The 13489-nt window shown below is 30.9% G+C and carries 16 protein-coding genes; all 16 read left to right on the top strand.

What is annotated here, in order from left to right:
* Positions 1 to 34: 34 nt before the first annotated feature.
* The gene (locus tag FBF20_RS08030; protein WP_002890164.1) at positions 35 to 1570 is read left to right on the top strand and encodes an ABC transporter substrate-binding protein; all 1536 of its coding nucleotides are present in this window, start codon (positions 35 to 37) and stop codon (positions 1568 to 1570) included.
* Entirely contained in the window at positions 1570 to 2514 is a 945-nt protein-coding gene (locus FBF20_RS08025) for an ABC transporter permease (protein ID WP_002890163.1), read from the top strand. The genes FBF20_RS08030 and FBF20_RS08025 overlap by 1 nt, the downstream gene beginning before the upstream one ends.
* The gene (locus FBF20_RS08020) at positions 2501 to 3295 is read left to right on the top strand and encodes an ABC transporter permease subunit (protein WP_021034254.1); all 795 of its coding nucleotides are present in this window, start codon (positions 2501 to 2503) and stop codon (positions 3293 to 3295) included. The genes FBF20_RS08025 and FBF20_RS08020 overlap by 14 nt, the downstream gene beginning before the upstream one ends.
* Entirely contained in the window at positions 3292 to 4002 is a 711-nt protein-coding gene (locus FBF20_RS08015) for an ATP-binding cassette domain-containing protein (RefSeq protein WP_002890160.1), read from the top strand. Before FBF20_RS08020 ends, FBF20_RS08015 begins: the two co-directional genes overlap by 4 nt.
* A complete protein-coding gene (locus FBF20_RS08010) occupies positions 3995 to 4660 on the top strand; it encodes an ATP-binding cassette domain-containing protein (RefSeq protein ID WP_002876088.1) in 666 nt (221 codons plus the stop codon). The genes FBF20_RS08015 and FBF20_RS08010 overlap by 8 nt, the downstream gene beginning before the upstream one ends.
* A gap of 112 nt (positions 4661 to 4772) precedes the next feature.
* Positions 4773 to 5162 carry an NAD(P)H-quinone oxidoreductase subunit 3 gene (locus FBF20_RS08005; RefSeq protein WP_002890158.1) on the top strand — a complete coding sequence of 130 codons (390 nt, stop codon included), beginning with the start codon at positions 4773 to 4775 and terminating at the stop codon, positions 5160 to 5162.
* Positions 5144 to 5647, top strand: coding sequence for an NADH-quinone oxidoreductase subunit B (locus tag FBF20_RS08000; protein ID WP_002777888.1), 504 nt, complete (start codon positions 5144 to 5146; stop codon positions 5645 to 5647). Before FBF20_RS08005 ends, FBF20_RS08000 begins: the two co-directional genes overlap by 19 nt.
* Positions 5644 to 6438 (top strand): NADH-quinone oxidoreductase subunit C, encoded by a 795-nt coding sequence (locus FBF20_RS07995; RefSeq protein WP_079263777.1) that lies wholly within the window; start codon positions 5644 to 5646, stop codon positions 6436 to 6438. Before FBF20_RS08000 ends, FBF20_RS07995 begins: the two co-directional genes overlap by 4 nt.
* 1 nt (position 6439) lies before the next feature.
* Positions 6440 to 7666 (top strand): NADH dehydrogenase (quinone) subunit D, encoded by a 1227-nt coding sequence (gene nuoD / locus FBF20_RS07990; protein ID WP_002864417.1) that lies wholly within the window; start codon positions 6440 to 6442, stop codon positions 7664 to 7666.
* Positions 7663 to 7890 (top strand): NADH-ubiquinone oxidoreductase subunit E family protein, encoded by a 228-nt coding sequence (locus FBF20_RS07985; protein WP_002824979.1) that lies wholly within the window; start codon positions 7663 to 7665, stop codon positions 7888 to 7890. Before nuoD ends, FBF20_RS07985 begins: the two co-directional genes overlap by 4 nt.
* Positions 7887 to 8579: a hypothetical protein gene (locus FBF20_RS07980; protein WP_002851266.1), complete on the top strand. Its 693-nt coding sequence runs from the start codon at positions 7887 to 7889 to the stop codon at positions 8577 to 8579. The genes FBF20_RS07985 and FBF20_RS07980 overlap by 4 nt, the downstream gene beginning before the upstream one ends.
* Positions 8576 to 11038: an NADH-quinone oxidoreductase subunit G gene (locus FBF20_RS07975; RefSeq protein ID WP_002851440.1), complete on the top strand. Its 2463-nt coding sequence runs from the start codon at positions 8576 to 8578 to the stop codon at positions 11036 to 11038. The genes FBF20_RS07980 and FBF20_RS07975 overlap by 4 nt, the downstream gene beginning before the upstream one ends.
* Entirely contained in the window at positions 11031 to 12029 is a 999-nt protein-coding gene (gene nuoH / locus FBF20_RS07970) for an NADH-quinone oxidoreductase subunit NuoH (RefSeq protein ID WP_002851149.1), read from the top strand. The genes FBF20_RS07975 and nuoH overlap by 8 nt, the downstream gene beginning before the upstream one ends.
* A 9-nt stretch (positions 12030 to 12038) precedes the next feature.
* Positions 12039 to 12680, top strand: a complete 642-nt coding sequence (nuoI, locus tag FBF20_RS07965; protein ID WP_002851456.1) for an NADH-quinone oxidoreductase subunit NuoI — start codon at positions 12039 to 12041, stop codon at positions 12678 to 12680.
* Positions 12677 to 13195, top strand: a complete 519-nt coding sequence (locus FBF20_RS07960) for an NADH-quinone oxidoreductase subunit J (RefSeq protein ID WP_002864418.1) — start codon at positions 12677 to 12679, stop codon at positions 13193 to 13195. Before nuoI ends, FBF20_RS07960 begins: the two co-directional genes overlap by 4 nt.
* Complete coding sequence (nuoK, locus tag FBF20_RS07955) at positions 13192 to 13488, top strand: NADH-quinone oxidoreductase subunit NuoK (protein WP_002851490.1); 297 nt, start codon at positions 13192 to 13194, stop codon at positions 13486 to 13488. The genes FBF20_RS07960 and nuoK overlap by 4 nt, the downstream gene beginning before the upstream one ends.
* Position 13489 lies beyond the last annotated feature (1 nt).

Genomic DNA, 13489 nt, shown 5'->3' with positions numbered 1-13489 from the left:
AATTCTTTAAAATTTTAAATTTGAGGAGTTACAAGTGCTTAGATGGTTTGTTTTACTATTTTTATTGTTTTTGAATCTTGAGGCTAAAATTCCAAAAGATACACTTATTATAGCAGTTGAAAATGAAATCGCAAGGATAAATCCTGCTTATAGCGAGGATCATGATGCAGTGATTAATCTTGTATTTTCAGGGCTTACGCGTTTTGATGAAAATATGAGTTTAAAACCTGATTTGGCTAAGTCTTGGGATATTAGTAAAGACGGGCTTGTTTATGATATTTTTTTAAGAGATGATGTTTTATGGCATGATGGAGTCAAATTTAGTGCTGATGATGTGAAATTTAGTATAGAAGCCTTTAAAAATCCTAAAAACAATTCTTCTATTTATGTCAATTTTGAAGACATTAAAAGTGTGGAAATTTTAAATCCTTCTCATGTAAAAATCACACTCTTTAAACCTTATCCTGCATTTTTAGATGCTTTAAGCATAGGAATGCTTCCTAAACATTTGCTTGAAAATGAGAATTTAAACACAAGCTCTTTTAATCAAAATCCTATAGGTACAGGTCCTTATAAATTTGTAAAATGGAAAAAGGGCGAATATGTAGAGTTTAAAGCTAATGAGAATTTTTATCTTACAAAAGTAAAAACCCCAAGACTTATCATCAAACATATTTTTGATCCTTCGGTTGCAAGCGTAGAGCTTAAAAATGGCAAAATTGATGCGGCTTTGATTGATGTTTCTTTATTGAATATTTTTAAAAAGGATGAAAATTTTAAAATTTTGCGTGAAAGATCTGCTGATTATAGAGCTTTAATGTTTAATTTAGAGAATGAATTTTTAAAAGATATTCAAATAAGAAAGGCTTTAAATTATGCTGTTGATAAGCAAAGTATAGTCAAAAATCTTTTGCATGATTATGGTTTTGTAGCCAATCATCCTTTAGAGCGTTCTTGGGCGGATTCTAAAGCTTTTAAAACTTATGAATACAATCCTAAAAAAGCCCAAGATTTGATTTTGGTTTTAGGTTTTAAGAAAAACGATGAGGGTATTTTTGAAAAAGATGGCAAGATTTTAGAATTTGAAATTTGGACTATGAGTAATGATCCTCTAAGGGTGAGTTTGGCAGGAATTTTGCAAAGCGAGTTTAAAAAAATAGGGGTTATAGCTAAGGTTGTAGCAAAGCCTGCTGGAAGTTTTGATTATTCTAAAGTAGATAGTTTTTTAATAGGCTGGGGAAGTCCTTTAGATCCTGATTTTCACACTTTTAGGGTATTTGAAAGTTCGCAAGATAGTGCTTTAAATGATGAGGGTTGGAATTTTGGACATTATCATGATAAAAAAGTGGATATAGCCTTGCAAAAAGCAAGAAATACTTCAAATTTAGAAGAGAGAAAAAAATATTATAAAGATTTTATAGATGCTTTGTATGAAAATCCCCCTTTTATTTTTTTAGCTTATCTTGATTTTGCTTTAGTTTATAATAAAGATTTAAAAGGTATCAAAGCAAGGACTTTAGGTCATCACGGAGTGGGTTTTACTTGGAATGTTTATGAGTGGAGTAAATAGTGCTAAAACGCTTAGTTTTTAGTATTGTCGTAGCATTTTTTAGCACTTTTTTATGTTTTGTTTTACTTCATTTTAGTAAAGGCAGTATAGCTTATGCTAATGGAGTTAATTCACAAAGTAAAGAATTTGTTCAAAGAATAGAACAAAATTTAGGGCTTGATAAGCCTTTGCTAGGGCAGTATAAAATTTGGCTTTTTAAGGCTTTAAAAGGAGATTTAGGAGTTTCTTTTTTAAGTGGAGAAAGTGTTTTAAAGCTTATAAAAGAAAGAATTTTTAATACTTTTATTTTGGGTTTTAGTGCCTTAATGCTTTTATTTTTACTCAGTGTTTTTTTGGCACTTTTGGGATATTCTTATAAAGAAAGTTTTATAGATAAAATCATCACTTTTTTAGCTTTTAATTTTTTTGCTTTACCTCCTTTTGTTTTGGCTTTATTGTTTGTTTTGATTTTTGGAATTTTTTGGAAAATTTTGCCTGTTATGGGAAGTAGTGATATAGGCTTTGAAGATGATTTTTTAAATCGTTTAGAGCATTTGATTTTGCCTGTTTTGGTGCTCGTTTTATCACATTTGGCGTTATTTTTAAGGATTGCTAGAAATTTTATCAATGAAAGTTTTTCTCAAATTTTTATTCAAAATTTATACGCTAGAGCTTTAAGGGAGAAAGATATTTATTTTTTAGTTCTGAAATATTCTTTAAGCCCTATTGTGGCTTATTTTGGGGGAAGTGCTTTAAGTTTTATGATGGGAACTTATGTGGTAGAAAGTGTCTTTGCTTACGAGGGACTTGGGTCTTTACTTTTTAAAAGTATTATTTTTAAAGATTATCCTGTTGTACTTGCACTTATATTTTTTAGCGTTTTGCTTGCAGCATTTTTTACATTTTTAAGTGATATTGTAGCTAGGATTTTAAATCCTAGATTAAGAAGGCTTGATTTTGTTTAAATTTCTTATCATTCTTGCGCCTTTAATTTTTTTGTTTTTATGCGCCTTGTTTGCACCTTTTTTAGCTTCTTTTGATATTTTAAGCACTCATTTAGAAAATTTGCATCAAGCTCCTAATTTTACTTATATTTTAGGGACTGATTTTTTAGGCAGAGATTTGTTTTCTCGTTTGCTTTTTGCTTTGAGAAATTCTTTGATTATAGGTGTTGGTGGATCTTTATTGTCTATTATCTTTGCTTTGTGCTATTTGTTTTTAGCGCGATGTTTTTTTTATGTTTTTTGGATGCGTATTTTAGAGTTTTTTTTAGCCTTGCCTGCTTTTTTACTTATGATGTTTTTTCAAAGTATGATAACTTCTGATGTGTTTTTGATGATTTTTTTAATCGCTTTAATTCATTGGTGTTTCATAGCAAGAATTATAGAAAGTGAATTAAAAAGACTTGAAAATTTAGATTTTTACAAAGCAAATATAGTGCTTGGAAGAACTAAATTTAGAGCTTTTTTTAAAGATTTAATACCTGCTTTAAAAACACTGATTTTTACACTTTTTATATTTAATATCGTTCATGCTATAGCCACAGAAGCTACTTTGAGTTTTTTTGGACTGGGTTTAGGATTTGAAATTCCAACTTTAGGTACTCTTTTGAGTGAGTCTTCAAAAGCAGTTTTTATAGGCGCTTGGTGGATGATACTTTTTCCACTTTTAAGCTTGCTTTTGTTGTTTTTACCTCTTTTATGGTTGGGTAATTTTTTACAAAAAATTTGGGGTATAAGATCTTGAAGGTAAGAAATTTAAATATCAGTTTGAAGAATAATTTATTACTTAAGGATATTAATTTAGATATAAAAACAGGCAAAACTTTAATGATACTAGGACAAAGTGGAGTGGGCAAAAGTTTGTTAGGAAAAGCTTTGGTAAGATTTTTAGATTCTAATTTCACAATAAGTTTTGATGAATTAAGTTTTCATAATTCTTGTATTTTTAATTTTAATAAAGAAGAGCTTAGAAATTTTCGTTCTAAAGTGGCACTTGTTTTGCAAGATGCAGAGCTTAGTCTTTATCCTTATTTGGATATTGGAAATTTATGTCATCTTGTTTTAAAAACTCATACAAAATTAAAACAAAAAGAAAGAAAAGATTACGCTTTTTCTTATTTTCAAAAATTAGGATTTGAAAATCTTGATCGTTTGTGGCATTCTTATGCTAATGAATTAAGTTTGGGTATGGCAAGAAGGGTGAGCCTAGCTTTGGCATTATTAAATCAACCCCAAATTTTAATTTGTGATGAAATCACAGCTTCTTTGGATAAAGAAAACGCTTCTAAGATTATATCGATTTTAGAAGAATTAAAAAATAACACAGCCTTAGTTTGCATCACTCATGATTTAAATTTGGTAAATTCTTTAGCAGATGAAATTCTTATGCTAGAAAAAAATAGTTTAAATTTATATAGCTTAGATGAATTTTTAAGGTATTATAATGCTTAAAGTTTGTAATTTAAGTAAGTTTTATGAGCTTAAAAAGCATTGGTATTTAAAAAAAGAAAGACATATTATTTTTGATAATATCAATTTTTCTTTAAATGAAAATGACAATTTAATAATTTTAGGTAAAAGTGGTGCAGGTAAAAGCACATTAGCTAGAATTCTTTGTTTTTTAGAAGATCCAAGTGAGGGTGAGGTATGGTATGAAAATCTTAACTTACACAAGCTTGATAAAAACAAACAAAGACTTTTAAGAAAGCAAATTCAGTATTGCTTTCAAGATCAAAAAATGGCTTTAAACCCTTATAAAAAAATCAAAAATCTTATACAAGATGGTTTGGAAAATTTTAATTTACAAAAGAATGATGATTTGATTTTAGAATTTTTTGATTTTTTTAGTCTAAAAAAGCAAATTTTAAAACAAAAACCCTATGAGTTAAGCGGAGGAGAAGCCACGCGTGTAGGTCTTATCCGTGCTTTGGTTTTAAATCCTAAATTGTTGATTTTAGATGAAATTACTTCAGCGCTTGATATTAAAACCTCTAAAGAAATTTTAACTTTTTTATATGACTATCAGCAAAAAAATAATATTTCTTATATATTTATAACCCATCAAAGTGATCTTTTTTATAAATTTAATCATAAAAAATTAAAACTTTAAAAAATATTTTTTAATATAAGTTTCAATATAGAAAGTTTAGAGTAAAATAAAGAAAAGTGTAAATTTAATTTTTGTTGTGGAGTGATTAAAGTGCTTTAAAAAAGGAGAATAAATGTCTCATATAGATGCTTCGCATCCTTATTTTGGTATTTTTTTAATGCTAGTACTTGCTAGTGTTATTTTTTTTGGACTGGTTTTTTTAGCTTCAAAAATCGGTAATAATTTTGCCGCAAAAAATCGCAAAAAATTAGGACTTGGAATTTATGAATGTGGTCCTATTCCTGTTAAACAAGCTAACAAGATTAACTCTCAATTTTTCGTCATCGCCTTAATCTTCATACTTTTGGATATAGAAGTTGTGTTTTTATTTCCTTGGGCTTTAATTTTTAAAGATTTAGGTTGGTTTGGGCTTTTAGAAGTTTTTGTTTTTATTGTACTTTTAGGAGTTGGATTTTTATATGCTTATAAAAAAGGAGCGTTTGCATGGCAGAGCATCAAGTAAATTATGCAAGTGGTTTGCCCGTAGTTTTAACTAGTGTGGATAAACTAGTTCAATGGGGCAGGAGTAATTCTTTATGGGCTTTATCTTATGGACTTGCCTGTTGTGCGATTGAGATGATGGCGGCTGGGGGTTCAAGATATGATTTTGATAGATTTGGAACGATTTTTAGAGCTTCACCACGCCATAGTGAAGTGATGATTATCGCAGGAACTTTATGTAAAAAGCATGCTGAATTTACAAGAAGACTTTACGATCAAATGCCTGATCCTAAATGGGTGATTTCTATGGGAAGTTGTGCCAATACAGGGGGTATGTTTAATACTTATTCTACGGTTCAAGGAGTGGATAGAATTATACCTGTAGATATTTATGTGCCAGGCTGTGCTCCACGCCCCGAAAGTTTTCAGTTTGCTTTGATGATTTTGCAAAAAAAGATCCGCAAAGAAAAAGCAAGTCGTAAAATCGCACCTAAAAGGTTGGTATAATGAGAAAGTATAGCGATAAAAAAAATGCTCAAACTCAAAATTATTACAAAGATAGATTTTATCACGCGCCACATACTGTAAAATCTGATGTTAATGAAAGTATTTTTAAAGATGATTTTGAAGTTTTAAAAACTCAAGTAGAAATTTTAAATTCCTTTGTAGAGCTTGATTTTTGGGTAATAGAAATTAAAAAAGAAGACAATGTTAAAACCTTGCAAATGCTTAAAACTTTAGGTTATTTAAGTTTTACAGAAGCAAGTGCTATTGATTTTATAGCAGATAAAAATGGTTTTGAAGTGTTTTATCAGCTTTTAAATTTAGAAAAAAAATTAAGAGTGAGAATAAAAACTTTTGTAGGTGTAAAAGAGCGTTTGCAAAGCGTGGCTCATGTTTTTAAAGGGGCAAATTGGAGTGAGAGAGAAATTTATGATATGTTTGGAATTTTCATCATAAATCATCCCAATTTAAAACGCATTTTAATGCCTGATGATTGGTTTGGACATCCGCTTTTAAAAACTTATCCTTTAAAGGGCGATGAGTTTGCAAGATGGTATGAGATTGATAAAATTTTTGGCAAAGAATACCGCGAAGTAGTGGGCGAAGAACAAAGAGATTCTGGTTTTGCTGATGATAAAGATACGCTAAATTTTGCAAGACTTTACCATGAAGTGCCAAAAGGTGGTCAAAAGAAGGAAATTTCCTTTAAACAAGAATATCAAGAAGATGAAGGTGTGGCTTTTGTAAAAAAAGTAAAACGTGATGAAGCAAAAATTTTAGAGAAAAGGCGTTAAAATGCAAATTCCTAGCAAGTTAAAACCTTATTATGAAAATATAGCTTTTGAGCAAGAAGACTCAAAAATGATTATCAACTTAGGCCCTCAACATCCTTCAGCGCATGGAAATTTGCGTCTTATTTTAGAACTCGATGGAGAGCAAGTTGTAAAAGCGCGTCCTTGTATAGGTTATATGCATCGTGGTATGGAAAAAATGGCTGAAAATATGATTTATCAAGAATTTATTCCTACTACTGATAGAATGGACTATATCGCTGCTTCAGCGAATAATTATGCTTATTGTGCAGCGGTTGAAAAGCTTTGTGGTTTAGAGATTCCACGCCGTGCCGCAGTGATACGCATGATACTTTTAGAATTAAACCGTATCACATCGCATTTGCTTTGGCTTGCTACTCATGCGCTTGATATTGGTGCGATGAGTGTATTTTTATACTGTTTTAGAGAACGAGAGTATGTTTTGGATTTGATAGAAAAGTATTGCGGTGCAAGGCTTACGCATTCTTCTATGAGAATAGGCGGGGTTATGCTTGATTTACCTGAGAATTATTTAGAAGAAATGCTTGCATTTTGCGATAAATTTCCAAATGATTTAAAAGATTATGAAGATCTTTTAGATGATAATAGAATTTGGCGTTTAAGAACTGAAAATGTAGGTGTGGTTACTAAAGAACAAGCCTTAAATTGGGGTTGTACGGGTGTGATGTTAAGAGGAAGTGGCATAAAATACGATATACGCAAAGAAGAGCCTTATTTGCTTTATAATGAAGTTGAATTTGGTGTGCCTTATGCTACGCAAGGGGATTCTTATGCAAGATATAAAGTTTATATGCAAGAATTTCGTGAAAGTTTGAAAATCCTTAGACAATGTGCCATGCTTTATAAAGATACTTCGCCTGAAATTTTAGCTACGCATCCTGAGTATGTAAGTGCTTCAAAGGAACAAATTTTAACGCAGAATTATTCTTTAATGCAGCATTTTGTTTTAATCACTCAAGGTTTAAAACCCCCTAAAGGCGAAGTTTATGTGCCTACTGAAAGTCCAAAAGGTGAGCTTGGCTTTTTTATCCATAGTGATGGTACAGGAAGACCTTATCGTTTAAAGGCTAGAACGCCTAGTTATTGGCATTGTGCGTTTTTTGAAGAAATGCTTGTAGGTACTTATTTAGCTGATGTTGTAGCCATTATGGGTAATGTAAATATAGTTTTAGGTGAGATAGATCGATGAGAAGGGTAGATTTAAGAAAAAGCAAAGAGCTTTTTGAAGATTTAGCACAAATCATAAAAGAAGCAAAACAAGGTGAGGTTTTAGTGGTGCTTTTTGAAATCGGCGATTTTTCTCCTGTTGAAAAAAGTTTTTCTTTTGTAAAAGAACAAGGCTGTGAGCTTTTAAATTCTTTGAAATTTAATCAAGTCGATTGGACTATTGTTATAAAAAAGGAGAGGGTATGATTTATGATAATGCTCTTTGTTTTTTAGATATGCCAAGCCTTAAAAACAAAAATTTATGTGAAAAAATAGGTGTAAATAGCATTAATATTTCTTGTTTGGAAGATAAAAACTTAAAAGCTAAATTTTACAAATGCGAAATTGCAAGTTTGAGTTTTGTTTTGGCCTTGCTTTGTAAATTAAGCGATGAAGGACAATTTTGCGATTTAGATGAGGGATATTTAAGTGCTGAATCTTGTTTTGGAGAGGAAGAAGCAGGCGAAGTGCTTGCTTTTTTAAAAGAGGTTAAGTATTTAATTATAGATAAAAATATCCATTCTTATAAAGATAGTGAAAATATCAAATATTTTTTGAATTTCTTAAGTGTAAAATATGGATTAAAGATTTTAGATAGCGATGAAGAAGAATGCGATTTTAAAAAGGCAAAATTAAACACCCTAAAAGAACTCGATAATTATGACGGGTTAGTGCTTTTTAGAGCAAATTTGCAAGATAAAAATTTACATTGTTCAAAGCAATTTTTACAAATTGCAAAATGCAAAGATCAAAGTGAAGTTGAAATTTTAGCTAAAGATTTTAGTTTTAAAACTAAGCTTTGTTTAGATGAAAATTTACAAGGCACCATAGCTTTTTTAAATTATGAAAATAATGGTTTTGATTTTACTCCAATTCGCATAAAGGAAGCAAAATGACAGTTAAGATTAATGGTATAGATTGCGCCTTTGAAGAAGGCGAATATATCTTAAATATAGCAAGAAGAAATGATATTTTTATCCCAGCGATTTGCTATCTTTCGGGCTGTAGTCCTACTTTGGCTTGTCGTATGTGTATGGTTGAAGCTGATGGTAAAAAGGTATATTCTTGCAATACTAAAGCAAAAGAGGGTATGGTTGTAGAAAGTGATTTACAAAATCTTTGGGATGAAAGAAATGAGATCATGCAAGCTTATTGTATCAATCATCCTTTAGAATGTGGAGTTTGCGATAAATCAGGCGAGTGTGAATTGCAAAATTTTACTCATAAAAGTCGTGTAAATGTTCAAAAACATTGGATTAAAGACACGCATAAACCACATAAACATTGGGGAATGATTAATTACGATCCCGCACTTTGCATAGTGTGTGAGCGTTGTATTACAGTTTGTAAGGATAAAATCGGCGAAAGTGCTTTAAAGACTGTTCCTCGTGGCGGAGATAGTGTGGATAATAGCTTTAAAGAGAGCATGGGAAAAGATGCTTATGCGATTTGGACTAAATTTCAAAAAAGTTTGATAGGCCCTGCAAATGGTGATACGCTTGATTGTTCATTTTGTGGAGAATGTACAAGCGTGTGTCCAACAGGAGCTTTGATAGGTTCGAAATTTCAATACACTTCAAATATTTGGGAACTTAAAAGAATCCCTGCTTCAAATCCGCATTCAAGCGATTGTGAGTTGATGTATTATGATATTAAGCAAAGCGGCATTAGCAATCAAAAAGAAAAAATTTATCGTGTGAGTAATGATTTTGCCTTTGCGAGTTTAAATAAGGCTGCAAGGTTTGCTTTTGATACGCAAAATGAGGCGGATAAAGATGAAAAAGCCTTTAAAGAACTTGTGGAGCTTTTTGAGAAAAATGAAATTAAAAACATTAAATTTAATAGTTTTATTACCAATGAAGAAGCTTTGATTTTACAAAATTTAAAAAAGAAATTTAATCTTTCTTTGATCAATGAAGAAGCTTTGAAATTTAAAGAATTTTTACAAGAATTTATCGCTAATTCTGGTGAGTTTTATAGCGCTAATACTCAAGATATAACAAAAAGTGATTTTTTGGTTGTAGCTGGAATGCTTTTAAGATATGATGCTCCAACGCTTAGCTATAAAATCAATAATGCTTTAGTGATGAATAAAGGCTCAGGGCTTTATTTTCATCCTATGGAAGATATGGGTATAGCAAAATATTCTAAAAATTTTATCCCGCACATTCATAAAAATGGCGATGAAGAGCAAATTTTATATTTTTTACTTCAAAAATTTAGCCAAGATGAAGGTATTAAAACTCATTTAGCAGAGTTTTTTGTTAGTGAAAATAAAGAAATAGAAGAAAGTATCAACGAAGAAGTTGTAGAACAAGTCATAGAAAAAGATGAAGAAGGCAATGAAATTCAAAAAGAAGTAAAAAAAGTCGTACCTAAAAAAGTAAAAAAAATCATAGAAGTACAACGCTCTGTTTTTGCTAAAAATTTAGGCATAGATGAAGATAAATTAGAAGATTTATTGCTTAAAAAAGCAAATTTTACTCTTGTTGTAGGGAGTGATTTTTATTTTCATAAAAATGCGAAAAAACTTGCTAAATTACTTGCTTTGATCCAAAATACTACTCCTTTTAAAGTCTTTTTAAATCCTACGCATACTAATACCTTAGGTGTGGCTATGATTTGTGATTTGGATAACAATACACAAGAAGGCAAGACTTTAGGCTACAATGAAAAAGGTGATTTTAGTTTTTCTTATGAAGAGCATGCAAATTTAGCTAGTGCGAGTTTAAATCAGCAAGAAGGAACTTTTTTAAATTATGATAAAAGAGTGGTACCAACTAATGCTGCTTTAGAATTTAAGGGATATTTTTTAAATGATTTGGCTAATGCTTTAGGTTTTGATGAGGAATATACTATAAATTATACTAAGAGACTCCCTATAAATAAAGGTTTTTCTCCGATTGATTTTGATCATTTAGACAATTTTTATACCAATGCAGGCGATTGTAAAAGGGGATATGAGCTTAATTTAGAATGTTTCAAACAAGTTGCTAAAAAAGAATTCATCTCTCCAAATTTTGAAAATTTAAGCCTAAAAGAAGATGAAATTTTGCTTTATAGTGCTAATCCTAGCTATCAATTTGGTAGATTTTCAAATCGTGCTAGTGCGATTAATGAGGTGATTTTTTTAGGTGTAAGTGAAAATTTAGCTAAAGAGAAAAATTTAAAAGATAAAGATCTTGTAAAACTTAAAATAAAAGATAAAGAATTAAGCCTTAGTGTGCGTGTGGATAAGGATATAAAAAATGGAGCTTTCTTGCCGTATTTTGATGAAAAACTTGATACGCTAAGCTTTTTTGATGAAAGATTTGTTGTGGCGAATTTAGAAAAATTAGGAGCAAACCATGAGTGATTTTGCTTTTTTTGCTTTAGAGACTTTGATTAAATGTATTATTATCATTGCAATATTTGCGAGTTTAGCAGGTCTTGCAACTTATGCTGAAAGAAAGGTTTTAGCTTATTTTCAAAGACGCATAGGGCCTGATATGGTAGGGCCTTTTGGGCTTATTCAACTTGTAGCTGATATGATAAAACTTTTTACTAAAGAAGATATAATCCCTTCAAATTCGCAAAAATTTATTTTTGCTATAGCACCTTTGATTTCTGCTATTTGTGCTTTTGTTTCTTTAGCAGCTATTCCTATGCTACCTGAATTTACTTTATTTGGAAGGGTGATTCAGCCTATAGTGGCAGATATCAATGTAGCTTTGCTTTTTGTCATCGGCACTTCAGGACTTTGCTTTTATGCGGTGTTTTTGGGTGGACTTGCAAGTAATAATAAATGGTCGATTTTAGGGGCTGCAAGAGGGCTTGTATCGATTATTTCCTATGAAAGCGTAGGAGCTTTAGCTTTGATTGCTATTATAATGCTTGTAGGTTCTTTTTCTTTGGTGGATATTAACAATTATCAAAGCGATGGATTTTTTTCTTGGCTTATTTTTAAACAACCTTTGGCTTTTGTGCTTTTTATAATTGCTTTATTTATAGAGACTAATAGAACTCCGCTTTGTTTGACGGAAAATGATGCTGAAATTGTAGCGGGTTATGGAACGGAGTATTCGGGTTTAAGATGGGGTATGTTTTTCATAGGTGAATATACTTCTATGATAGCTGGAGCTATTTTGGTCACTCTTTTGTTTTTAGGGGGTTTTAATAGCTTTTGGATTATTCCTGGTTGGATTATGATGATAGTAAAATCAAGTTTTATTTTCTTTTGGTATTTTTGGGCAAGAGCTGCTTTTCCGCAATTGCGTCCAGATCAAGTGATGAAAATGTGCTATTTGATCTTAATCCCTTTAGCTGTTTTAAACCTTTTAATCACTGCTTTGACAGTTCTTTTATAGGAGTTTGATATGAAAAATTATTATTTAGTAGATGAGAAAAGAAAAACTCCTGTTAGCACTTGGGAGAAAATTTCACAAGCTTTGCGTAGAAGCGTTAAACTAGAGCTTTTTGTAGGGCTTTTTGTGATGATGAGAGAATTACTTAAGAGAAATAATAGCGCTACGATTAAATATCCTTTTGAAAAGGTAAAGCTTGACAATCGTTACCGTGCTGTTCATCGTTTGATGCGTTTTATAGAAAGCGAAAATGAAAGATGTATAGGTTGTGGGCTTTGCGAAAAAATTTGCATTAGTAATTGTATCAGAATGGAAACTTCTTTAGATGAAAATGGGCGTAAAAAAGTAGAAAATTATAGTATTAATTTAGGGCGTTGTATTTATTGTGGTTTTTGCGCTGAGGTTTGCCCTGAACTTGCTATAGTGCATGGCACAGAGTATGAAAATGCAGCCGAGCAAAGGTCTTATTTTGGCTATAAGCAAGATTTTTTAACTCCTATTGATAAGCTTAAAAATCAAGTTGAATTTGAAGGAGCAGGAAGTCTTAGAAAGGATGCAAATTTGTGGGTTAAAAAAACGCCAAATTATTATGATGTGATGATTGAAAGAGCCTTAGAAAATCAAAATACACAAGAGCAAGGAGAAAATAAATGATAGAAAATTTGGCTTTTGTATTTTTTAGTGTAGTGGTTTTAGGCTTTTTTGGCATTGCGGTTTTAAGTAAAAATATGCTTTATTCTCTTTCTGCTTTAGCGGGTGGAATGGTATTTTTATCGGGATTTTATTTTTTACTTGATGCAGAGTTTTTAGGCGTGATACAAATTATTGTTTATAGTGGAGCTGTACTTGGACTTTATAGTTTTGCGATGATGTTTTTTGATGCTTCTAAAGAATTTAAAGAACAACTTAAAGCTAAAAAAAGTTTTTTTACTTTGGTGGTTTTAAGTACGATTTTACTTTTGGCCATGCTTATAGGTTTTAAATACCAAAATATCAGCACGGATTTGCCTTTAAATGATCCTGCTTTGTTTGATTTTAATAAACAACTGGCTTTAGCGATTTTTTCAAAATATCTTTTAGCTTTTGAGTTTATAGCTATTTTGCTTTTGATTGCTTTAGTCTGTGCTATAGTGCTTACTCATAAAGAGCTAACAAAGGAAAAACAATGATAGAAAAGTATTTTTTCGTCGCTATTTTAATGTTTGTCATAGGACTTGTAGGGATTTTAAAAAGACAAAATCTCATCATGCTTTTTATCTCAAGTGAAATTTTATTAAATAGTGCTAATTTAGCCTTAGTAGCAGCTTCTAAAATGCACAATGATTTAAATGGACAGGTTTTTGCGCTTTTTATCATGGGTGTAGCAGCTTGTGAAGTAGCTGTTGGTGTAGCTTTGTGTGTGCTTTGGTATAGAAGAAAAGGCACTTTGGAATTAAAAAGCTTAAAAGAAGTGGAGGCTTAGT

Source organism: Campylobacter sp. CFSAN093259 (assembly GCF_012889985.1).
GTDB classification, from domain to species: Bacteria; Campylobacterota; Campylobacteria; order Campylobacterales; family Campylobacteraceae; genus Campylobacter_D; species Campylobacter_D jejuni.
This window is presented reverse-complemented; position numbering and strand designations above follow the sequence as displayed.